This is a genomic window from Klebsiella sp. A52, from assembly GCF_018388785.1.
Taxonomy (GTDB): Bacteria; Pseudomonadota; Gammaproteobacteria; order Enterobacterales; family Enterobacteriaceae; genus Klebsiella; species Klebsiella aerogenes.
Genome location: NZ_CP074437.1, coordinates 3583093 through 3605903, shown reverse-complemented (window position 1 = coordinate 3605903; position 22811 = coordinate 3583093). Strand labels below are relative to the sequence as shown.

General features: G+C 57.1%; 22 protein-coding genes. 8 read left to right on the top strand and 14 right to left on the bottom strand.

Annotation, left to right across the window (positions count from 1 at the left end):
• The first annotated feature begins 179 nt into the window (after positions 1-179).
• The 6 genes from KGA69_RS17000 to KGA69_RS16975 are packed head-to-tail and all read left to right on the top strand — an operon-like array spanning position 180 to position 5685.
• Positions 180-1265 (top strand): ATP-grasp domain-containing protein, encoded by a 1086-nt coding sequence (locus tag KGA69_RS17000; protein ID WP_213292501.1) that lies wholly within the window; start codon positions 180-182, stop codon positions 1263-1265.
• Positions 1262-2392, top strand: coding sequence for a phosphoribosyltransferase domain-containing protein (locus tag KGA69_RS16995; protein ID WP_223683749.1), 1131 nt, complete (start codon positions 1262-1264; stop codon positions 2390-2392). The genes KGA69_RS17000 and KGA69_RS16995 overlap by 4 nt, the downstream gene beginning before the upstream one ends.
• Positions 2385-3158 (top strand): HAD family hydrolase, encoded by a 774-nt coding sequence (locus KGA69_RS16990; protein WP_213292500.1) that lies wholly within the window; start codon positions 2385-2387, stop codon positions 3156-3158. Before KGA69_RS16995 ends, KGA69_RS16990 begins: the two co-directional genes overlap by 8 nt.
• A 1-nt stretch (position 3159) precedes the next feature.
• Positions 3160-4233 carry a cysteine protease StiP family protein gene (locus KGA69_RS16985; protein ID WP_049059293.1) on the top strand — a complete coding sequence of 358 codons (1074 nt, stop codon included), beginning with the start codon at positions 3160-3162 and terminating at the stop codon, positions 4231-4233.
• Positions 4233-5171 carry an HpcH/HpaI aldolase/citrate lyase family protein gene (locus KGA69_RS16980; protein ID WP_045393873.1) on the top strand — a complete coding sequence of 313 codons (939 nt, stop codon included), beginning with the start codon at positions 4233-4235 and terminating at the stop codon, positions 5169-5171. The genes KGA69_RS16985 and KGA69_RS16980 overlap by 1 nt, the downstream gene beginning before the upstream one ends.
• Before the next feature lie 46 nt (positions 5172-5217).
• On the top strand, positions 5218-5685 hold the full coding sequence (locus KGA69_RS16975; RefSeq protein WP_047050846.1) for an HTH domain-containing protein: 468 nt from the start codon (positions 5218-5220) through the stop codon (positions 5683-5685).
• A gap of 82 nt (positions 5686-5767) precedes the next feature.
• On the opposite strand, the gene paaY is transcribed toward KGA69_RS16975, so the two are convergent.
• The 13 genes from paaY to paaA form a co-directional block, all read right to left on the bottom strand.
• Positions 5768-6364 carry a phenylacetic acid degradation protein PaaY gene (gene paaY, locus KGA69_RS16970; RefSeq protein WP_045393870.1) on the bottom strand — a complete coding sequence of 199 codons (597 nt, stop codon included), beginning with the start codon at positions 6362-6364 and terminating at the stop codon, positions 5768-5770.
• Between the two features lie 9 nt (positions 6365-6373).
• Positions 6374-7300: a phenylacetic acid degradation operon negative regulatory protein PaaX gene (gene paaX, locus KGA69_RS16965; protein WP_026612287.1), complete on the bottom strand. Its 927-nt coding sequence runs from the start codon at positions 7298-7300 to the stop codon at positions 6374-6376.
• Positions 7301-7398: 98 nt separating this feature from the next.
• The gene (gene paaK, locus KGA69_RS16960) at positions 7399-8715 is read right to left on the bottom strand and encodes a phenylacetate--CoA ligase PaaK (protein WP_004224503.1); all 1317 of its coding nucleotides are present in this window, start codon (positions 8713-8715) and stop codon (positions 7399-7401) included.
• 26 nt (positions 8716-8741) lie between these two features.
• Entirely contained in the window at positions 8742-9947 is a 1206-nt protein-coding gene (gene pcaF / locus KGA69_RS16955; RefSeq protein WP_213292499.1) for a 3-oxoadipyl-CoA thiolase, read from the bottom strand.
• The gene (paaI, locus tag KGA69_RS16950; RefSeq protein ID WP_023279988.1) at positions 9947-10369 is read right to left on the bottom strand and encodes a hydroxyphenylacetyl-CoA thioesterase PaaI; all 423 of its coding nucleotides are present in this window, start codon (positions 10367-10369) and stop codon (positions 9947-9949) included. The genes pcaF and paaI overlap by 1 nt, the downstream gene beginning before the upstream one ends.
• Positions 10359-11780 carry a 3-hydroxyacyl-CoA dehydrogenase PaaH gene (gene paaH, locus KGA69_RS16945; protein ID WP_213292498.1) on the bottom strand — a complete coding sequence of 474 codons (1422 nt, stop codon included), beginning with the start codon at positions 11778-11780 and terminating at the stop codon, positions 10359-10361. The genes paaI and paaH overlap by 11 nt, the downstream gene beginning before the upstream one ends.
• Before the next feature lie 3 nt (positions 11781-11783).
• Positions 11784-12572, bottom strand: coding sequence for a 2-(1,2-epoxy-1,2-dihydrophenyl)acetyl-CoA isomerase PaaG (gene paaG / locus KGA69_RS16940; protein WP_045393862.1), 789 nt, complete (start codon positions 12570-12572; stop codon positions 11784-11786).
• A 2-nt stretch (positions 12573-12574) separates the two neighbouring features.
• Positions 12575-13342 (bottom strand): 2,3-dehydroadipyl-CoA hydratase PaaF, encoded by a 768-nt coding sequence (gene paaF, locus KGA69_RS16935; RefSeq protein WP_038422444.1) that lies wholly within the window; start codon positions 13340-13342, stop codon positions 12575-12577.
• Positions 13339-14409, bottom strand: coding sequence for a 1,2-phenylacetyl-CoA epoxidase subunit PaaE (gene paaE, locus KGA69_RS16930; protein WP_213292497.1), 1071 nt, complete (start codon positions 14407-14409; stop codon positions 13339-13341). Before paaE ends, paaF begins: the two co-directional genes overlap by 4 nt.
• Before the next feature lie 7 nt (positions 14410-14416).
• On the bottom strand, positions 14417-14914 hold the full coding sequence (paaD, locus tag KGA69_RS16925) for a 1,2-phenylacetyl-CoA epoxidase subunit PaaD (RefSeq protein ID WP_213292496.1): 498 nt from the start codon (positions 14912-14914) through the stop codon (positions 14417-14419).
• Between the two features lie 11 nt (positions 14915-14925).
• A complete protein-coding gene (paaC, locus tag KGA69_RS16920; RefSeq protein ID WP_213292495.1) occupies positions 14926-15681 on the bottom strand; it encodes a 1,2-phenylacetyl-CoA epoxidase subunit PaaC in 756 nt (251 codons plus the stop codon).
• Positions 15682-15688: 7 nt separating this feature from the next.
• Positions 15689-15976, bottom strand: a complete 288-nt coding sequence (paaB, locus tag KGA69_RS16915) for a 1,2-phenylacetyl-CoA epoxidase subunit PaaB (protein WP_004224492.1) — start codon at positions 15974-15976, stop codon at positions 15689-15691.
• 11 nt (positions 15977-15987) lie between these two features.
• A complete protein-coding gene (gene paaA, locus KGA69_RS16910; RefSeq protein ID WP_025713674.1) occupies positions 15988-16917 on the bottom strand; it encodes a 1,2-phenylacetyl-CoA epoxidase subunit PaaA in 930 nt (309 codons plus the stop codon).
• A gap of 286 nt (positions 16918-17203) precedes the next feature.
• Between paaA and paaZ the strand changes: the two genes are divergently transcribed.
• Positions 17204-19249 carry a phenylacetic acid degradation bifunctional protein PaaZ gene (gene paaZ / locus KGA69_RS16905; RefSeq protein WP_213292494.1) on the top strand — a complete coding sequence of 682 codons (2046 nt, stop codon included), beginning with the start codon at positions 17204-17206 and terminating at the stop codon, positions 19247-19249.
• Positions 19250-19527: 278 nt separating this feature from the next.
• A complete protein-coding gene (tynA, locus tag KGA69_RS16900; protein WP_047038140.1) occupies positions 19528-21795 on the top strand; it encodes a primary-amine oxidase in 2268 nt (755 codons plus the stop codon).
• A 2-nt stretch (positions 21796-21797) separates the two neighbouring features.
• Here tynA and KGA69_RS16895 read toward each other — a convergent pair whose 3' ends face one another.
• Complete coding sequence (locus KGA69_RS16895) at positions 21798-22748, bottom strand: zinc-dependent alcohol dehydrogenase family protein (RefSeq protein ID WP_213292493.1); 951 nt, start codon at positions 22746-22748, stop codon at positions 21798-21800.
• Positions 22749-22811: the final 63 nt, after the last annotated feature.

Below are 22811 nucleotides of genomic sequence, written 5' to 3'. Positions count from 1 at the left end.
AAAAGAAAAACTCGCCGATGATCAATTATTTTAAAAATCATTACGGAGATATGAACACATTCATTTCATAAATAATCATTCCGAAAACAAAAAAAGCGCCTCATATTATGATTGACATGCCAACATAGCGCTTTTAGACTCCAGTTAAATTTAACGCTGGACGCGTGGAAATAATATCAATGGAAAGAAAAATATGGATTATGGAGGGACTATCTTCCCAACGCGATATCATTTTCGGCATTAATGGTTTCACAATCAATAATAACGAACATCCTATAACCACCTACGCCTCACACAGTCAACCCCGACATGAAATATTATCAACGGCACATTTTTCATTAAGTGAACCCACCGAAATCAATTCACGGATGCCATTTATTTCATCAATAGTAAAAGAGTATGGCATTGCCGCAATTCAGGTTGGCAAAGCGTGCCGCTGGTACGAACAGCACCGACGGCAGATTGAAGCGCTGGGCGTGACTCTCACCACGGGCGCCTGCCAGGTGTCCACATTTGAAATTGCCGATGACAAAGTTAACTTTGCGAAAGCCATGCAAGCATGTGGGCTTCCCGTGGTGCCATCCATACGAGTCAATGATGCCAACACGCTGGAATATCTACTCAAAGCTTCGCCTTTCCCCGGCAGCCGCCTATGTGTGAAACCCGTTACCGGCATTTATGGCGCGGGGTTTTGGCTATTTGATGAGCACGCGCTTTCTACAGGTATTATTAATCATCCGGAACAGCGACGTATCCGCCCGGAACAATATATTGAAGCCGTTAAGACCAGTGAGACGTTTACTCCACTGGTACTCATGCCCTGGCTTCCAGGTCCAGAATACTCTGTCGACATGCTGCTTAGTCATGGCAAAGTACTGACAGCCATTGGCAGGCGAAAAGAAGGTGCATTGCAGTATCTGGAAAATAAAGGAGCGGCGATCGAACTTGCCTGCGCCTGCGCCGAATCACTGCATGCTGATGGTATGGTAAACGTACAGACTCGTCACAATACAGAGGGCAAACCGCTTTTACTGGAGATTAATCTACGCCCCTCCGGTGGTATTGGGTATACCCGCCACAGCGGCGTGAATTTGCCCGGGTTGTTCGCCGCGCAGCGGCTGGGTTTACTGACGGCGGATGACATTGTGCAGCGCGTAGCGCATCAATTCACCCCTGCAACCATCAGAGTCATGACAGAGAGCTGTCAATATCCTCAGCAACTCAATAATGCGCTTGCGCCTTCGCATAATGCGGAGGTGAAATGATGAAAAACGAAAACTGCTACCTCCGTCAGCTCTCAAGTGGCGAATTACGCGTGTTTCACCACGGCGAGGAAAACGAACTTCATGCGCTGTTCGACATCGCTGAACGGCGCAACCCTAAAAGGGCGTTTCTCTTTGTCAGCCATGTTTTAGGTCGGCATATTCCTGTTTCGCCCGCAACCATGCGCGCAGTTTACCAGCGGCTTGCCGTAAGTTTCCCCGCCGACCTCGCCGGTCCGGTGTTGTTCGTCGGGATGGCTGAGACTGCCGTTGGTCTCGGCGCTGGCGTGTTTGACGAACTCCGCAAACGCGTTGACCGGGCAATCTATCTCACCTCTACGCGTCATCCGCAAGAGGCGGAACTACTGTGCGAATTTAAAGAAGCGCACAGCCATGCCACGGACCATTTGATTTATCTCCCCCACGATCGAGAGATGCGCCGACGGGTGCTGGAAGCTAAAACTCTGGTGCTCATCGACGATGAAGCCACGACCGGCAATACCTTCATCAATCTCGTGTCCGCGTTACACCCGCACCTGACACATTTGCAAAGTGCTGTCTCCGTGACGCTTACCGACTGGAGCGGCGATGCCTTCGCCAGGCGTTGTAACCTGCCGGTGAGCCAGATCGCGTTAGTTAAAGGACGTTGGGAATGGCATCCGCTGTCCAACGCTACGCCTCCCGACATGCCTGCCGTCAATATCACCTCGCGTGGGGAGTATGCTCTTTCCCGGCGCCAGACGTGGGGGCGTCTGGGAATGATACGTCCCGCGGCAGACCTTGGCATCGAGATCAACGCAACCACAGGAGAGACTATCCTGGTATTGGGCAGCGGTGAGTTTGTCTGGGAACCATTTTTGCTGGCCGAACGCCTTGAGCAACAAGGCGCCACTGTTAAGTTCAGCGCGACCAGTCGCTCGCCGATTGCGCCTGGCATGGCGATCCAATCGCTGTTGTCATTTAACGATAATTACGGGCTGGGCATCCCAAACTTTGTCTACAACGTCGCCCACCAGCGTTTCGATCGCATTATTTTATGTATAGAGACCCCTACGAAAAGCGTTGATCCCCACCTGGCCCACGCGCTGGAGTCGCTTTGTTCGCGACTGGAGATTTTATCTTATGAATAAGCCAGTAGTATTTTCCGATCTCGACGATACGCTATTTCAGACCAGACGAAAAATGGTCAATGAACTTTCTGCGGCCCCCTTTCGTTGCGCCGCGCTGGACAGTGAAATGCGTCCGCGCAGCTATATGAACGAAGCTCAGGCCATGTTCGTCGATTGGTTGCTTGAACACGCCGAACTGATCCCCGTCACCGCCAGAGGGAGCGAAGAGTTGACGCGGGTGCAAATCCCATTTCGCTCATGGGCTATAACCACCCACGGCGCAGTCATCATGACGCCTGAAGGGCTACCGGATACCGAGTGGCAACATCATATGGTGGCTATCCTGGCGCCCTATGCTGACAGACTTAAAGCCATGCAACACGACATAACTACCCAGATGGCTATTCAAGGTATCGACGGCTGGGCGCGCATCAACGAAGAGTATGACGACGTGCCCGTTTACCTGGTGATGAAACATCGCGACAGCACCAGAATCGCCGAGCTCTACGCCTTTGCCGACTGGCTGACGCAGCGTTTCACGCTGCAGGGGTTTTATCTTCACCGCAACGGCAATAACGTTGCCTGGATACCGGAGCCTGTCGATAAAGGGCTGGCCGTCGGTTGGCTAATAAATAAATTGCAGGCCCAGCGCGGTACGTTCCCGGTGCTCGGGTTTGGCGACAGTCTTAGCGACCATCGCTTTTTGCAACTTTGCCATTGGTTTGCCGTCCCCCAGCAGAGCCAGTTTGCCACAGCTATCAATCACCACATTTTCGCAGGTTCTTAATATGCACAAGCTCCATCACTTTTCCGGCGCTTTTGCGCAAAATGACGTCCGCTTTTTGCTCAATCCTGTGAATATCGCCATGACGTCGGTTGATGAAAAAGAGGCTTTGATTCAATCGGGTAAAGCGCATTATTCCGACTTGCTAAGCCAGGAGCCCGCGCCAAGTCAGTGGCATCTTAATCTTTTTGCCAAAGCCCTACAGCGCGAAACGCCACGTATGGCTAACGAAGTGCAGCAGCTCAGTCACACGCTCATCGCGCAGTTCAACAATACGCCTATCATCCTGGTGAGTTTGGTGCGTGCGGGTGTCCCGCTGGGGGTGATGCTACAGCGGGCGCTGCGCGACGCGGGTAAAACGTCCTTCCACTACGGTATCAGCATTATTCGCGATCGCGGTATTGATAGCGCCGCACTTGAATGGATTGAAAATCGTCACGGTACGCAAGGTATCGTATTTGTCGACGGATGGACCGGTAAAGGCGCCATTCGCTCACAGCTGCAGCGTTCGCTTCACGGCCGAAAAGGCTACCCTCCCGAACCAAAGCTGGTGGTGTTAGCCGACCCCTGCGGCTGCGCATGGTTGTCCGCGTCTGACGATGACTGGTTAATCCCCTTCGGTATCATGGGGGCGCCGGTATCGGGTCTGATTTCTCGCTCACTATGGTCACCGGTCGGCTTTCACGGTTGTGTGCAATGCGATCATTTAGCTGATTTTGAATGCGGCCAACTACTAGTTGATACCGTTGATAATTATCGACAGACGCTAGTTTCTGCCGCGCAGATTAAACCCGATTTAGCGCAGAAAGCCAAACTTCGACGCAAAAGCGAAGCGGTAGTGCTTCATCTCGCTGAACGATATGCCGTCGACAATCTTAACCGCATCAAACCAGGCATCGCAGAAGCAACGCGCGCGGTGCTTCGCAGGGTACCCGATCATGTTCTGGTGCGCGCCATTAACGATCCGGATGTTGCGCTACTGATGGCGTTAGCCCGCGATAAAGGTATTCATATAAGCGAAGTTGGCGATGAAATTGGCCAATACCGCGCCGTCACTATTATTAAGAAGGTATTTTAATGAAAACACGTCTCTCGGCATGGAATCTGGGAGCGACCCTATACATGCCCGCCACTCGCCACGATATTGCCTCCACTATTATTGACGGCAAAATTAAAGGGCTACGCTCATTAGTGATCTGTCTTGAAGATTCGGTTAACGAAAGCGATATCAAACATGCTCTGGTAAACCTCAAAAACCTCTGTATACAGCTAGCCCGTGCCAAAACAACGCAAGAGCATCATTACTGGCCGCTGGTATTTATTCGCCCACGACATCTAACCATGGCGAAACTGCTAATTAAGAACTTTGATTTAACGGCCATTGACGGTCTGGTCATTCCCAAATTTACGCATCATTCATTGGCTGGCTGGTGGCGCGCGATCGGCAGCACGCCTTTGAGCATAATGCCAACGCTGGAAACCGAAGAGGTGTTTGATTGCGAGAAAATGCGCCAGCTTGCCGGAGAGCTCAGCGCCCATCCATGTCGGGCCAGGATAATTGCCTTGCGTATCGGTGGTAACGATCTCATGAATGTTATCTCGCTTCGTCGTTCGCGTAATCTGACGCTGTATGACGGGCCAATGGGATACGTTATCAAAATGCTGGTATCCGTTTTCTCTCCCTATCATTTTGCCCTGACAGCACCGGTCTGCGAACATATCGACAGCCAGGAGATCATGGAGCGGGAATTGCAACTGGATATGGCCCACGGCCTGGTCGGAAAAACAGCCATCCATCCCAATCAGTTACTGACTATTGAGCGTGCGCTAATGGTCACGCCCGGCGAACACGCTGATGCGCTACGGATCCTTAACTCCAGCCAGGCAGTGTTTAAATCTCAGGGAACAATGTGCGAACCGGCCACCCATCGCAACTGGGCAGCGGCAATTCTGGCCAGAGCAGCCTATTACGGCATTGTTAATGATTTCGCCCCTGATGCTTTAGCCCAAGGTTAGATAAATTAATCAACATACCCACTATGGATAATGCGATGGTCTCAGGATGAGATTAAATAGTAAACAAGAGCGCATTTTTAAACTGGCGCTTATTCTCGGCAACGGGCAACCGGTATCCTCAGCGGAACTGCTGGAAAAGCTGGATTGTTCGGATCCAACGTTATCAAGAACGTTGAAAACGTTGCGGGACACCTATGAGGCGGAAATAAAATATAGTAAAGCCGCCCATACCTATCAACTTGTCGCCAGTGGCTCCTTGACTAAGGATATGATGGAGCGAATGGCAGAAGCGCTCCGTGTCAATAGCGGCCTGAAAATGCCGATGCCATCAGGTAAAGTGGTATTGAATAAGGATCAAAAAAAGGCTATTTCGCTGTCGGTTAAACGCTCAGTGCTACGTAAACTGGACCGCCTGGCCTGCCTGGCGATGCTTACCCGTAGCGGCGCTGTAGAGATGCTGGCGCAGAAGTTTATTGATGAATTAATTGATTCCTTTTACAAGCAGAAGCGCTGATTATGACGTTCGCCGCCCCGTGTCCGGGCGGCAACAAACCTGTACCGGAGCGGTCACGCTATAATAAAAACAATAGTCACATTCAGCTCGCCGATTTTGGCCGCAGGTTTTCATCAAATTCCAGACGCTTACGCCCGGCCTCCATCTCTTTTAATGGCTCCACCTGATGCAGCGACTGCTTACAGCGTTCCACCAGCACCTGGTATTCACGGGTACCGTGTTTTTTCCACTCCAGTTCCTGCTCGCTCAGCGTACGAATCGCTTTCGCCGGACTGCCGATAATTAAATGATTGGCGGGCATTTCCGCTTTCGCTTTTACGAAGGCCGATGCGCCGACAATACTGTTTTCGCCAATTACCGCCCCGTCGATAATTACCGCGCTCATCCCCACCAGCGCGTTGCGACCAATCACGCAGCCGTGCAGAATTGCGCCGTGGCCGATGTGACCGTCCTCTTCCACCACGGTATCCTGGCCGGGGAAGCCGTGCATGACGCAATTATCCTGAATATTGGCTCCGTCTTTTACTACAATACGGCCAAAATCGCCGCGCAGGCTGGCATTTGGCCCAACATAGACCCCTTTTCCCAGGATCACATCGCCAATCAGCACCGCCGTCGGATGAACATAGCTCTCGTCCGGCACCACTGGCGTCAGCCCATCAATCTGATAAATCGGCATGCAACCTCCTTAGACGCCCGGCAAACCGCCAAAGCGTTGAAAATAAAGCGGCCCCGGCGCGGGAAGCTCGCCAACCGAGCTTTCGCCTTTTTCGCCGACAAAGGCCAGCGCGCCGGGCGTCACGCGTTGATAAATATTGATACACAGCTGCCGCGCGGTTTGCCCGGCCCAGTGCGCAGGCAGGAGCTCTTCCGGCAGCAGCGGGTCTTTTAATACCACCCGGCGATAGAAATGGATAAGCAGCAGTTGGATCTGGAAACAGCGCTCCGGCGTCAGCTCTGACGGTTCGCTGTCGCGCAGCAGCGGCAGTAACGGTCGGAACAATGCGATAAACGCCTCGTACATCTCATTTTGTTCGGTGAGATGCCAGCACTCTTCTACGCGGTCGCGCAGCGCCGCCCTTGAGAGCGCCAGCGGCGAATGGGCTTCAAAACAGATGACGTTTTCAGCGACGCCCGCTTCATGTAGCAGCGATTGGACATCGGCCAGCTTTTGCGACGGCGAGGCCAGCAGGCTCGGCGCCAGCGCGCCAAATCCCTGCCATAGCAGTTGCTTTTTGACTTCCGCCAGAACCGTTTTTTCTAATCCTTCCGACAGTAGCAGCAGCCAGGTTCCGTCCCATTCGGGAGCGTTCGCCCGATAAATTTTATGTTCCGCGCGCCGGGTCAGACGTAGTCCTTTATCGCTCAGGCGATAAAAGCTGCGCCGGCCGATACGGACGACGTCGAGCCACTCTTCTTTATTGAGACGAAATAGCGCGGTGCGTACAAAGCGCTCGCCGAAACCTAATCCTTCCAGCAGCGCCGCGACGCTACCCAACCACACTTCCCCACCGCGTTGTAATAAGGCGTCGCCATACAGAGAGGCAATTAATGACGTGCCGCTAATCGGCATCGCCGTTACAGCTTGTTGAATAAAGGCGTCGAGTTTACTCATCTGATTCATTCTGTTGTTATATTTTTCCTTTATGAATCATAGCACAGGAAATTCCCGGCTTACGGCGTAAAGGCCTCAGCCGGGTTACCGGGAGAGATTTAACCGCTAACCACCGCTTTACGCAGATCGAATACCCGGCAAGCTTTTCCTTCAGAGCGAGGAATGCTGCCACAGTTGACGATAGTAATATCGGTAGAAATCCCGACCATTGACTTAATACGGTGACGCAACTGATGGCAAATCTGGCAGCGTTGTTCATGACTCAGCGCCAGCCCACTCTCTTTCAGCTCAACGCGTACCGCCAGCGAATCAAGATGACCGCGGCGATTCACCTCTAACTGATAGTGCGGCGCCAGGTGTTCAAACTTGAGGATCTCCTCTTCCAGCTGCGAGGGGAAGACGTTAACTCCGCGGATAATCAACATATCGTCGCTGCGTCCACTGATGCGATCCATGCGGCGCATGGTCCGCGCGGTTCCCGGCAGCAGACGCGTCAGGTCGCGGGTACGATAGCGGATCACCGGCAGCGCTTCTTTGGTCAAGGTGGTAAACAGCAGTTCGCCATGCTCGCCATCTTCCAGCGGCGTACCGTCGTCCGGGTTGACGATTTCCGGGAAGAAGTGGTCTTCCCAGATGGTCGGGCCGTCAACGGTTTCCAGACACTCCATCGCTACGCCCGGACCCATGACTTCCGACAAACCGTAAATATCCAGCGCGGTGATCCCCAGGCGGCGCTCGATTTCCGCGCGCATCGCCAGCGTCCACGGCTCGGCGCCAAACACGCCGACCCGCAATGAACAACCGCGGGCATCGCCGCCCATCTGGCGTTCCAGCTCTTCAATCAGATTCAGGCAGTAGGACGGCGTCACCATGATCATATCCGGCTGAAAATCGCGGATTAACTGCGCCTGTTTCTCGGTCTGACCGCCGGACATCGGGATCACCGTCGCGCCTAAACGTTCCGCGCCGTAGTGCGCGCCAAGGCCGCCGGTAAACAGGCCGTAGCCGTAGGCGACGTGAATTTTGTCTTTCGCTGAACCACCGGCCGCACGCAGCGAACGGGCGACAATATTGGCCCAGTTATCAATATCGTTTTGCGTATAACCCACCACCGTCGGTTTGCCGGTGGTGCCGGATGAGGCGTGAATGCGCACCACCTGCTCCATCGGCACCGCGAAGGTATCGAACGGATAGTTGTCGCGCAGATCTTGTTTGGTAGTACAGGGGAATTTTTTCAGATCGTTTAATTCCCGGAAGTCGTCAGGGTGCACGCCTGCTGCGTCGAATTTGCGGCGATACATCGGCACATTTTCATACGCATGCTTCAGCGTCCATTTCAGGCGCTGGGTTTGCAGGGCCTGCAGTTCGTCACGCGATGCGGTTTCAATCGGATCTAATTTTGTAGTAGTTATCATTGTAGGGTACTCGCAGGTAAATTAGCTCACACTCGCTCAAGGATCATGGCAATGCCCTGACCCACGCCAATACACATCGTACACAGCGCATAGCGCCCGCCCCGGCGTTGCAGCTCAAGGCTGGCGCTCAGCGCCAGCCGCGCGCCGCTCATGCCCAGCGGATGACCTAACGCGATGGCGCCGCCGTTGGGATTCACGTGCGCCGCATCATCCGGCACGCCGAGTTGTCTGAGCACCCCCAGCGCCTGCGCGGCGAAGGCCTCATTCAGCTCTATCAGATCCATATCGTTAATATTGAGTCCGGCGCGCTCCAGCACTTTACGCACCGCCGGTACCGGCCCCAAACCCATCAGGCGCGGCTCAACACCCGCCGTCGCCATCGCCACGATACGCGCGCGCGGCGTGAGTCCCTGTACGCTGGCCTGCTGTTCACTGGCGATAATCAGCGCCGCTGCGCCATCGTTAACGCCGGATGCATTCCCGGCCGTAATGACTCCGCCTTTACGGAACGGCGCTTTTAATAGCGCGAGTTGCTCAAGCGTAGTTTCCGGGCGGGGATGCTCATCATCGCGTACCGCGCTGACCGCGCCTTTCTTGCCGATGATCTGCACCGGCACGATTTCCTGCGCCAGAATGCCATCGCGCTGGGCCTGCGCCGTGCGCTGCTGGCTGCGCCAGGCGAAAGCGTCCTGGTCGGCCCGGCTGATATTTAACAATTCAGCTACATTCTCTGCCGTTTCCGGCATGCTGTCAGTTCCGAATTGTTGCGCCATGAGCGGGTTCACAAAACGCCAGCCAATCGTGGTATCGAAGAGTTCCGCCTGACGCTGATAAGGCGCGCTGGCTTTTCCCATCACGAACGGCGCGCGCGACATCGATTCCACGCCGCCGGCAATCAACAGATCGGCATCGCCGGCTTTGATCGCCCTGGCGGCAAAACCGATTGCATCCAGACCCGATCCGCACAAGCGGTTAATCGTGGTGCCCGGCACGGTATGCGGATAACCGGCCAACAACGTCGCCATATGCGCTACGTTGCGGTTATCTTCACCGGCCTGGTTAGCACAGCCGAAAATCACATCATCAATCGCTGCCGGGTCGAGCCCGGGATTGCGGCTCAGCAGCTCACGCAGCGGGATCACCGCCAGATCGTCGGCGCGGACGCCGGCCAGCGCTCCGCCGTAGCGGCCAATCGGCGTGCGGATCCCGTCACAAATAAAGGCGTCGCGCATTACACTTCTCCCGTGATTGTGCCGCCGATGCGGTGCGATTTGCCGCGAAACAGGGCCACAATCTTTTGCTGTTGATTAACAATTTCGATGTCGTAGACGCCGGTCAGCTTGCCCTGCTGTTTGACCCTGGCGGTAGCGACCAGCCTGTCGCCGGCAAACGCCGGACGAAGAAAATCAATGCTCGCCGCCGAGGCCACCGCCGCCAGCCCCTGGCTGTTACAGGCGTAAGCGAAAGCGGTATCGGCAAGCGTAAATAGCTGACCGCCGTGGCAGGTTTGATGGCCGTTAAGCATGTCCGCCGAGACGGTCATGCTCATCTGCGCAAAGCCGTCGTCCATTTCGATAAGTTCGATCCCCATCTTTCTGGCGCAGGTATCTTTTTCGTACATCACGCGCGCGTTGCGCCACGGATCATTGCTCATGGTGCTTCTCCATCAGCGCCTTCTGGCGCAACAGGGAACAGGGGCGATAGCGCTCCTCGCCATAATGACGTTGCAGGTTCTCCAGCAGTTGCAGCACCCGTCGCCAGCCAAGGCTTTCTCCCCACGCCAGCGGGCCTTGCGGATAGTTGACGCCAAGGCGCATGGCGGTATCGATGTCTTGCGCGCTGGCGACCCCTTTTTGCACCGCATCCAACGCTTCGTTGATTAGCATCGCCACCGTGCGCCACACCAGCAGTCCGGGATAATCGGCGATACGTAGCACTTTCTTGCCCTGCTGTTGGAAGTAATGCACGGCCTTATCAGTGGCCGCTGGCGCGTTGGTCGCCGCTGCGGCCAACACCACCGTATCGCTGGCGCACAGGTCATACACCACCACCGGGCGGTGGTGCTTCACACTCAGCGCCAGCGCCGTCTCGCCTTCGGTCTCCAGCAACAAGAGATCATCTAATTCAGTGACGTTGTCACTTACATCCGTAATGGATTGAGCGCCAGTAGATACCGACGGCAGCGCCGCGTCCGGCTGCGTCTCCGCGGGCCAGCGATAGACGCCGTGACCGCTCTTTTTACCCAATCGCCCGGCCAGCGCCAGCTCTTGCTGGAGGAGCGACGGCAAGTAACGGCGGTCCTGCCAGAAGGCGTTAAACACCGAACAGGTCACGGCGAAGTTGACGTCCTGGCCAATCAGGTCAGTCAACGCCAGCGGTCCCATCGGAAAACCGCCGCCGTCACGCAAAGCGGCATCGATAACCTCAGGGGCGGCAACCTGCTCTTCCAGCGCGCGCCAGGCCTCGGCGTAGAACGGACGCGCTACGCGGTTAACGATAAAACCGGGCGTTGAGCGGCAGTGCACCGGCTGTTTCCCCCAGCCGCTTACGCACTGGCACAGCTGCTCTACCACCTCCGCAGAAGTCTCCAGGCCACTCACCACCTCGACCAGCTTCATCACCGGCGCCGGATTAAAAAAGTGCAGCCCGGCCACCCGCTCCGGGTTTTTGACCCCGGCGGCGATGGCGGTAATCGAAATAGACGAGGTATTACTGGTCAACAACGTTGACGGCGCGCAGATCTCCGCCAGCTGCGCGAACAGCGCCTTTTTTACTTCCAGACGTTCAGAGGCCGCTTCGATCACTAAATCTGCATCGGCAAGCGCGGCTAAATCGTGGGCCGGATGCAGGCGCGCCAGCAGCGCGTCGGCCTGCTCAGGGGCCAGTTTGCCCCGCGCAACGCGCGACGCCAGACGCCCGGCGATACCCTCTATCGCCTGGCCTACGGCCTTAGGGTTAATATCAAAAATACGCACCGGATGTCCGGCTGCGGCGGCCACTTCAGCAATACCAGCTCCCATGGTGCCGCTGCCGATCACTGCCACCGTGGATAAGGATGTTGTCATGGCCTATTTCCCGCTGAACTGTGGTGGTCGTTTGGCCAGAAACGCGCTGACCCCTTCGCGGTAATCATCGCTGCGCCCGGCCAGACGCTGATAATCGCGCTCCAGGTCCAGCTGCGCGTCGAGACTGTTGGTTTCAGAAGCCAGCAGCGCCTTTTTAATCAGCCCAAGACCAAACGTCGGTTGCGCCGCCAGATGGCGCGCCAGCTGCAGACTGGTATCCGCCAGTTCTGAATCGTCCACTAGCTGCCAGATCATTCCCCACTGCGCGGCTTGTTCCGCGCTTAGGCTATCGCCCAGCAGCGCCAGCCCCATTGCGCGCGCGCGACCGGCCACCCGCGGCAGGAACCAGCTGCCGCCGCAGTCCGGCACCAGGCCGAGCTTACTGAACGCCATCACAAATTTGGCCGAACGCGCGGCCAGCACGATATCGCAGCCCAGCGCCAGGGTAGCGCCTGCGCCAGCGGCCACGCCGTTGACCGCGCAGATGACCGGCTTCGGCAGCGCCGCCAGACGGCGCACTAACGGGTTGTAAAAGCGTTCTACCGACATGCCGAGATCCGGCCGCGGGCCGCTGGGGTCGACATTGCGGTCGTTCAAATCCTGGCCGGCGCAAAAGCCGCGACCAGCGCCGGTGATCAGCAAGCAACGTATGCCGTCATCGCGCTCGGCCTGCTTCAGACATTCCGCCAGCTGTTGATGCATCAGATCGTTAAAACTGTTGAGGCGGTCCGGGCGATTGAGGGTAATGGTCATGACGCCCTGTTCCACTGCGCTGAGAATGAAAGCTTCCACGATTAGCGTCCTTTAAATTCCGGTGTACGTTTTTGTAAGAAGGCGTCGATGCCTTCGCGGCGGTCCTCGGTGGCGCTCAGCAGGCTAAACAGCTGGCGCTCCTGTTGCAGACCGGCCTGCAGGCTGACTTCCTGCGACAGGCGCAGCGACTGTTTTGCCGCCCGTAGCGCCAGCGGCGAATGGCGGGCGATGGTGGCAGCCAGTTTCAGGGCGTACTCATCGGTTAACGCCGCCGGATGGATATCGCTGACCAACCCGGCCTGCTGGGCCTGGCGGGCGTCAATACTTTCGCCGCTCAGCACCATCCGGCTGGCCAGCGCCTTACCTACGCTGCGGATCAGCCGCTGGGTGCCGCCAGCGCCCGGCATAATGCCGAGGGTAATTTCCGGCAGGCCAAAACGGGCGTTGTCACCGGCGACAATCAGGTCGCACAGCAGGGCCAGCTCGCAGCCGGCGCCGAGCGCGTAGCCGTTGACCGAAGCGATGAGCGGTTTAGTAAAGGCATCGATTCGCCCCCACAACCGTGGGCGAATATCATCAAGGGTGGCAGGCAGATCTTTTTCAGCCATTTCGTTGAGGTCAGCCCCGGCGGCGAAAAAACGCGCGTTACCGCTGATAACGCAGACGCCGACGCTGTCATCAATTGACGCTGCCTCCAGCACCTCGGCAATCTGGGTTAAGAGGGCATTGTTCAGCGCGTTGCGGGCCTGCGGGCGGTTCAGCGTCAGCTGTAACACCCGGCCATGACGGTGGATCAGCAGGTCACTCATGCCATCCCCCGCGCGTCAAAGTCGACTACCACATCGCCGCTGGTCGGTAACGACTGGCAGCTCAGTACGTAACCCGCCGCCAGCTCATCCGCTTCCAGACTGTAATTGGCGGCCATCGCCACTTCGCCACGCAGCACTTTGCATTTACAGGTGGCGCATACCCCGCCCTTACAGGCAAATGGTAGATCCGCGCCCTGACGCAATGCGGCATCCAGGATGCTGTCGTCTTCGGCGCTGAGGGCGATCAGCCGATCGCGCCCGTCCTGGCGGATGGTTACCGTGCGCCCTTCCGCCTGTACGCCGGCGGCGCGCTTCACATTGCCGCCAGGTGTATTAAAGCGTTCGAGATGAATCGATTTCTCCGCTACGCCAAGTTCACGTAACGTTGCTTCCGCGTCGTCCATCATCGCCGCCGGTCCACAGATAAAGGCGTCATCGAAACGGCTGAAATCCAATAAACGCGCGGAGAGCTGGCGCAGTTTGTCGCCGTCAATGCGCCCCTGTAAAAGATCGCTGTCCATCGACTCCTGGCTAAACAGGTGTATCACCTGCAGGCGCTGCGGATAGCGGTCTTTTAAATCGGCCAGCGCCTGGCGGAACATCATGCTATGGCTGCTGCGGTTGCCGTAGATCAGCGTGAAGCGGCTTTGCGGCTCGGTCGCCAGCGTCGCGCTAATGATTGCCATCATCGGCGTGATCCCGGAACCGGCGGCAATCGCCAGATATTCACCCTGCCGTTCAGCCTGCGGTTGATAACCGAAATGCCCCTGCGGCACCATCACTTCCAGCTCCATACCCTGCTGGATATCGTGCTGGGCGTAGCGCGAAAAGCGCCCGCCGTCGATAGCTTTGACCGCGACGCTAATTTCGCCGGGCGTGCGGCTGCGACAAATGGAATAACAGCGGCGCAGTTCTTCGCCGCCCAGACGGGCTTTTAGCGTCAGATGCTGGCCCGGACGAAAGCAGTACTCCGCCTGCAGGGCTTGCGGAATCGCAAAAGTGATGGTCACCGCATCGCGGGTTTCCGGCTCGACTCTCGCCACCTTAAGCGAATGGAACGTCGTCATGGCAACCTCAAATACATTTAAAGTAATCAAAAGGTTCGCGGCAGCTGTCGCAGCGATAGAGCGCTTTACAGGCCGTGGAACCGAATTCGCTAATCAGCGAGGTATGGATGCTGCCGCAGCGCGGGCAGCTCACCTCGGCGGGCATGTCCGCATGGCAGGCGTGCCCCTGCGGTGGGCTGATGCCGTACTGGCGCAGTCGCTCGCGAGCATCCTGGCTCATCCAGTCGGTGGTCCACGGCGGATCCAGCTGCAGGACGATATGTACCGGCACAAAGCCATGCTCGCTCATGACCGTGCGGATCTCGCCCAGCAGATGCTCCGTCGCCGGACAGCCCGAATAGGTCGGGGTAAAGCCAATCACCCAGCCGTCGCCGTGGCGCGCGACGCTACGCACCATTCCGAGGTCGGTGATGGTGAGTACCGGCACTTCCGGATCCGGGATCGCGCTTAATAATCCCCAGATGGTACGAACCTCTGCTGGAGCGATGTCGGCAAGACGTTGCATAGTCACCTCACTTACCACTGCAGTCCGGGATGCGAACGCTGCAGATACTGCATCTCCGCCAACAGTGGGCCGAGATGTTCACTGTGCAGCCCCTGTTTGCCGCCGCTGCGGAAAGCCGCTTCCTGCGGGATCTGTAAGCCGGAGTCGAGCAGCGCCGTGTGTACCGCGCTTTGCCATTCGGCCTGAAGCTCGCGCGGATCAACCGCAATGCCCTGCTCAACCAGGAGGAGATCCACTTCATCGGCAAGGAACAGTTCGCCGGTGAAGCGCCACAGATTGTCGACCGCCTGCTGCATTTTGCGATTTGATACCTCGGTGCCGTTACCGAGACGCTCCAGCCAGCCGTGGCTAAAGCGCTGGTGGTAACGCACCTCTTTCAGCCCTTTAGCGGCAATGGCCGCCAGCTGCGTATCGCGGCTGTTCACCAGACGGCTGAACAGGGCGACGTGCCAGACGTCGATAAAGAACTGACGGGCGATAGTGTCGGCAAAATTGCCGTTTGGCTGTTCCACCAGCAGCAGGTTGCTGAACTGGCGCTCATCGCGGCCAAAGGCCAGCGTATCTTCGTCGCCGCAGCCGTTAAGCTCGGCGGCATAGCTTAAAAAATTGCGCGCCTGGCCGAGCAGGTCGAGGCCGATGTTGGCCAGCGCAAGATCGATCTCGAGCTCGGGCGCATGGCCGCACCAGGCGCCTAAACGCTGGGACAGAATAAGACCATTGTCGCCAAGACGCAGGGCGTAGGTGGCTACGGGGTTAGGGGTATTCATCGCCGCCTCACATATGTTCCATGCCGTCCGGCACGGTATAGAAAGTCGGATGACGGTAGACTTTGCTTTCCGCCGGGTCGAAGAATTCGCCGCGCTCTTCCGGCTGCGAAGCAACGATTTCGCTGGCCTTCACCACCCAAATCGAGCAGCCTTCGCTGCGGCGGGTATAGGCATCGCGGGCGTTCTCCAGCGCCATTTGATCGTCGGCGGCGTGCAGACTGCCAACGTGGCGATGGGATAATCCCTGTTTGCTACGAACGAACACTTCATATAACGGCCAGTAAACTTTGCTCATGTTCTCTCTCCTCATGCCGCGCTGCGGGCCTGCTGTTTTTGCGCATGAGCCAGCGCGGCCTCGCGCACCCACTCGCCCTCTTCCCAGGCCTTACGCTTGGCGGCCAGCCGTTCGTGATTGCAAATCCCACGGCCGCTAATTACCTCGTTAAATTCCTGCCAGTCGATTTCGCCAAAGCGGTAGTGGCCGCTGGCTTCATCAAAGCGCAAATCCGGGTCCGGTACGGTCATGCCGAGGATCTCTACCTGCGGCACGGTGTTATCGACGAAGCGCTGACGCAGCTCGTCGTTGGAGTGCAGTTTGATTTTCCACGCCATGCTGCGGGCGCTGTTCGGCGAGTTGTCATCGTTGGGGCCAAACATCATCAGCGCCGGCCACCAGAAGCGGTTAATGGCGTCCTGCAGCATCTGCCGCTGCGCGTCATTGCCCTGCGCCAGCGCCATGCAGGCTTCAAATCCCTGACGCTGGTGAAAGCTCTCTTCTTTGCAGATTTTGACCATCGCCCGGGCATAGGGGCCGTAGGAGGTTCGGCACAGCGCCACCTGGTTGACGATGGCCGCGCCATCGACCAGCCAGCCGATCACGCCGATATCCGCCCAGCTGAGGGTCGGGTAGTTAAAAATGGAGGAGTATTTCATCTGCCCGTCGAGCATTTTCTGATACAGGTCTTCCCGCGCGCAGCCCAGCGTTTCCGCGGCGCTATAGAGATAAAGCCCATGCCCGGCCTCATCCTGTACCTTAGCCAGCAGGATCGCTTTGCGGCGCAGCGTCGGCGCGCGGGTGATCCAGTTGCCTTCCGGCAGCATGCCGACAATTTCCGAGTGCGCGTGCTGGCCTATCTGCCGAATCAAGGTCTTACGATAGGCATCCGGCATCCAGTCCTGCGGTTCGATGGCCGTTTCCTGCGCGATGCGCTGGTCAAAGCGTTGTTCTTCTGTCACGTCATCACCTTTATGATTCCGATATTCACAACAAAAACATTTATGTGAATCACTTTGTTTATTGAAGGTTACATATTGGTTAAATAAAACCACAAATTTTGTTTGTTCTTTTTGTGATGATAACCGCAAAACCTTTTGTAAATAGCCGATAAAACAGCGATATAAGTACAACAACCAATTAACCACCGATCACAATGTTAATAAAATATTAAATACGGGCTTGATTTTTATGATTCATAAAAGAACTATTTATAGATATCACACGTAACATATTTGGAGATTTGCGATGCAGCAGTTAGCCAGTTACTTATCCGGCGCCTGGCAGACCGGCCGGGGCAGCGCCCGTACTATCCATCACGCCATTACCGGCGCGGCGCTTTGGGAGGTGACCAGTGAAGGACTGGATATGGCGCAGGCGCGCCGCTTCGCGATTGAACGCGGTGGCAAAGCCCTGCAGGCGATGACCTTTATTGAACGTAGCGCGATGCTGAAAGCAGTGGCGAAACACCTGCTGGAGCAGAAAGCCGAGTTCTACGCCATCTCGGCGCAAACCGGCGCAACCCGCGCCGACAGTTGGGTGGATATTGAAGGCGGTATCGGTACTTTGTTCACTTATGCCGGGCTGGGTAGTCGCGAACTGCCGGACGATATCCTGTGGCCGGAGGACGAGCTAATTCCGCTCTCCAAACAGGGCAGTTTTGCCGCACGTCACGTGCTGACCTCGAAGTCGGGCGTCGCCGTACATATCAACGCCTTCAACTTCCCCTGCTGGGGAATGCTGGAAAAACTGGCGCCCACGTGGCTTGCCGGTATGCCGGCTATCATTAAACCGGCAACCGCTACCGCCCAGCTCACCCAGGCGATGGTAAAAGCGATTGTCGACAGCGGCCTGGTGCCTGAAGGCGCCATCAGCCTGATTTGCGGCGGCGCGGGCGATCTTCTCGACCATCTCGATAGCCAGGACGTGGTGACCTTTACCGGCTCTGCCGCCACCGGCCAGCAGCTACGGTCGCATCCTAACCTGCTGGCCAAATCCATTCCCTTTACCATGGAAGCAGATTCGCTCAACTGCTGCGTATTAGGCGAAGATGTCACCCCGGAGCAACCGGAATTCGCGCTGTTTATTCGGGAAGTGGTCCGCGAGATGACCGCGAAAGCCGGGCAAAAATGTACCGCTATCCGCAGAATCATTGTGCCACTAGCTCAGATTAATGCGGTTAGCGATGCACTGATCTCCCGCCTGCATAAAGTAACCGTCGGTGACCCTGCGCAGGAGGGCGTTAAAATGGGGGCCCTGGTTAATAGCGAACAGCGTCAGGATGTGCAGGATAACGTCAATAAACTGATTGCCGCCGGCTGCGAAGCCCTGCTTGGCGGACAGGCAGATCTTAATGCTGACGGCGCATTCTTCCCGCCGACCCTGTTGTACTGCTCACAGCCAGATGAAACGCCGGCAGTCCACGCCATAGAAGCTTTTGGCCCGGTAGCGACGCTGATGCCATATCGTGACCGCCAGCATGCGCTGACGCTGGCGCGCGCCGGCGGCGGTAGTCTGGCCGGGACGTTGGTCACCGCCAGCGGCGAACTGGCGCGCGAGTTTATCCTTGGCGCCGCGCGCGCGCATGGTCGTATTCAGATCCTTAACGAGGAGTCCTCGGCAGAGTCGACCGGCCACGGCTCGCCGCTGCCGCAGCTGGTACACGGCGGCCCCGGCCGCGCTGGCGGCGGAGAAGAGCTTGGCGGGCTGCGCTCGGTGAAACACTATATGCAGCGTACCGCGGTCCAGGGCAGCCCAACGATGCTGGCGACCATCGGCCAGCAGTGGGTGCGTGGCGCGCAGGTTAGCGAAGACCGCATTCATCCCTTCCGTAAATACTTCGAAGAAATCCAGCCCGGCGATAGCTTATTAACCCCGCGGAGAACCCTGACCGAAGCGGATATCGTTAACTTCGCCTGCCTGAGCGGCGACCATTTCTATGCGCATATGGACAAAATCGCCGCCGCCGAGTCGATTTTCGGCGAGCGGGTGGTTCACGGCTATTTCCTGATCTCCGCAGCGGCCGGGCTGTTCGTCGATGCCGGCGTCGGGCCGGTTATCGCTAACTACGGCATGGAAAACCTGCGCTTTATTGAACCCGTCAAACCGGGAGACACCATTCAGGTTCGCCTGACCTGTAAGCGGAAAACGGTTAAACGTCAGCGCAGCGCCGATGAGAAAGCCACCGGCGTCGTTGAATGGGCTGTTGAGATTTTCAACCAGCACCAGCAGGCGGTGGCGCTGTATTCCATTCTTACCCTGGTGGCGCGCCAGCAGGGAGATTTCCCGACGTGATGCGCTGAAAATCGCCCGGCGGCGCTGCGCTTGCGCGGGCCTACAGACAGTCAGGCCCGGTTGGGTAGGCCGGGTAAGGCGTCAGCCGCCACCCGGCAAAAAAATCGGCGCACGTTCTCAATGCCTCTTCGGAGGCATTTTTTACGTCCGTCTGGCAAAACTGACAAACAAGCTGGCAAAAGCAAACAAACGTTCCTGGGCGGCAGACTGCTAGGGTAAGCGTAACAAAGCCGACATTCGCAGCGGCAATAACAACACAACAATAAGATGAGGTCACAATGGCAAACGGCTTAATGTTTTCCCCTCGTAAAACCGCGCTGGCCCTCGCTGTCGCGGTGATTTGCGCCTGGCAATCACCGGTCTTCGCTCACGGTAGCGAAGCGCACATGGTGCCGTTGGATAAAACGCTGCAGGAATTCGGCGCCGATGTGCAGTGGGATGACTACGCGCAAATGTTTACCCTGATAAAAGACGGCGCTTACGTCAAAGTCAAGCCCGGCGCCAAAACGGCGATCGTCAACGGTAAATCCCTTGATCTACAGGTGCCGGTGGTAATGAAGGAAGGTAAAGCCTGGGTCTCCGATACCTTTATCAACGATGTGTTCCAGTCCGGTCTCGATCAGACCTTCCAGGTAGAAAAGCGCCCTCACCCGTTAAACTCGCTCTCGGCGGCGGAAATCGGTGAAGCGGTGACCATTGTTAAAGCTGCGCCGGAGTTCCAGCCGAATACCCGCTTTACTGAGATTTCCTTACACGAGCCGGACAAGGCGGCGGTATGGGCCTTTGCCCTGCAAGGAACGCCCGTTGATGCCCCGCGCACCGCCGATGTGGTGATGCTCGATGGCAAACATGTCATTGAAGCCGTCGTCGATCTGCAAAACAAAAAAATCCTCTCATGGACGCCAATTAAAGGCGCCCATGGGATGGTGCTGCTCGATGATTTTGTCAGCGTGCAGAACATTATCAATGCCAGCAGCGAATTCGCTGAGGTGCTGAAAAAGCACGGTATCACCGATCCCAGCAAAGTGGTCACCACCCCGCTCACCGTTGGCTACTTTGATGGCAAAGATGGCCTGCAGCAGGATGCGCGTCTGCTGAAGGTCGTCAGTTACCTGGATACCGGCGACGGCAACTACTGGGCGCACCCGATTGAAAACCTGGTGGCGGTGGTCGACCTTGAAGCGAAGAAAATTATCAAAATTGAAGAAGGCCCGGTGATCCCGGTCCCAATGGAACCACGACCTTATGATGGCCGGGACCGCAACGCCGCGGCGGTGAAACCGCTGGATATTACCGAACCGGAAGGCAAAAACTATACGATTACCGGCGATACCATCCACTGGCGGAACTGGGATTTCCACCTGCGCCTTAACTCGCGCGTCGGGCCCATTCTCTCGACGGTGACTTACAACGATAACGGCACAAAACGCCAGGTGATGTATGAAGGTTCCCTCGGCGGGATGATCGTGCCCTACGGCGACCCGGACGTCGGCTGGTATTTCAAAGCCTACCTCGACTCCGGCGATTACGGCATGGGCACTCTGACATCGCCGATCGTCCGCGGCAAAGATGCGCCATCGAATGCGGTACTGCTGGATGAAACTATCGCCGATTACACCGGCAAACCGACCACGATTCCCGGCGCGGTCGCCATATTTGAACGCTACGCCGGGCCGGAATATAAGCATCTGGAAATGGGCAAACCTAACGTCAGCACCGAGCGCCGGGAACTGGTGGTACGCTGGATCAGTACCGTCGGGAACTATGATTATATCTTTGACTGGGTGTTCCACGACAACGGCACCATCGGCATCGATGCCGGCGCCACCGGGATTGAAGCCGTTAAAGGCGTGATGGCGAAGACCATGCACGACCCCAGCGCCAAAGAGGATACCCGCTACGGGACGCTGATCGACCATAATATTGTCGGCACCACCCACCAGCATATTTATAATTTCCGCCTCGATCTCGACGTGGACGGCGAAAACAACACCCTGGTGGCGATGGATCCTGAAGTGAAGCCAAACACCGCCGGCGGCCCGCGCACCAGCACCATGCAGGTGAATCAGTACACAATCGATAGCGAGCAGAAAGCGGCGCAGAAATTCGACCCTGGCACCATCCGCCTGCTGAGCAACACCAGCAAAGAGAACCGCATGGGTAACCCGGTCTCTTACCAGATTATCCCTTATGCCGGCGGCACGCACCCGGCGGCGACCGGCGCCCGGTTCGCCCCGGACGAGTGGATATATCATCGTCTGAGCTTTATGGATAAACAGCTGTGGGTGACGCGCTACCATCCAGGCGAACGTTATCCGGAAGGAAAATATCCCAACCGCTCCGCCCAGGATACCGGCTTAGGCCAGTACGCAAAGGATGATGAGTCGCTGACTAACCACGATGACGTCGTATGGATTACCACCGGCACCACGCACGTCGCGCGCGCCGAAGAGTGGCCGATCATGCCGACCGAGTGGGCGCACGCGCTGCTCAAGCCGTGGAACTTCTTTGACGAAACCCCAACGCTTGGCGAGAAGAAAAAATAATCTTAACCCGCGGTAAAATCGAGCAGGATTTTACCGCTTCTTCCCGGCTGGCCTGCGGCGGCAATCGCTTCACGCCAGTCGCGCAGCTTTATCACCTGCGCTGCAGGCTGCGCCGTGGTCGACAGCTGGCGCCAGATCGCCTTAAAAGCAGCCTGCCAGGCATCGACGCTGAGTGTTGGTAAGGCCTCCCGCAGATGAAATTTGCGTACCGATGCGCTGCCTCGCGTCTGGGTGAGCGGTTTACCGGCTAGCAGGCCGTAAGAGACAAGCGTTGACGACTGCGGCAGTACCGATAGCAGAAAGTCAGCCAGCTCACCGCCCACCGCATCAAACACCAGATCGCTGTACTGACTCACTTGTTCAATCAGCGCCCTGTCACCTTCGAGTAGCGGATAGACGCCATACTGCTGTAAGCGCGGGATGTGCTGCGGCGAGCGAATAATACCGCTTACCGAACGCGCGCCCATGGCGAGCGCCCACTGTCCCAGCAGGCTGGCGCAGGACGATGAAGCAGCGGTCAAAAGCAGATGTTTCCCCGCCACCGGCCAGCGCGTCAGCATCAGCATTGCGGTCAGCGGATTGATATAGCCGCGCGCGGCCAGGATGTCATCTATCTCTTCAGCGACCGGCACCAGCCAGCGCGGGTCAATATCAAGATAACGCTGCCAGGTTCCGGCGCCGCGCAGCGGCAGAACCCGCAGCCCCAGTCGTGGACGCCCACTCGTCGCGTCTTCAATCACCACACCAACACCTTCATAGCCCGCTACCGATGGCAGCGTCGTACGATGGCGGTAAGCGCCGGTAATGGGAATCAGATCGGAAGGGTTGACCGGCGCATAGCGCATTTGCACGCGTACTCGTCCGGGCGCCAGCGGCGGCAACGGCAGGTGATGCAGCGCGAGCGCCGTTTCCGGCGCGCCGTACTGCTGATAGCAAAGCGCATCATTCCACATAGCGGGGCAACATCAGAAAAAAAGAGCGCCGATCATAGCAAATCAGCGCTCGGGGGGAAGAGG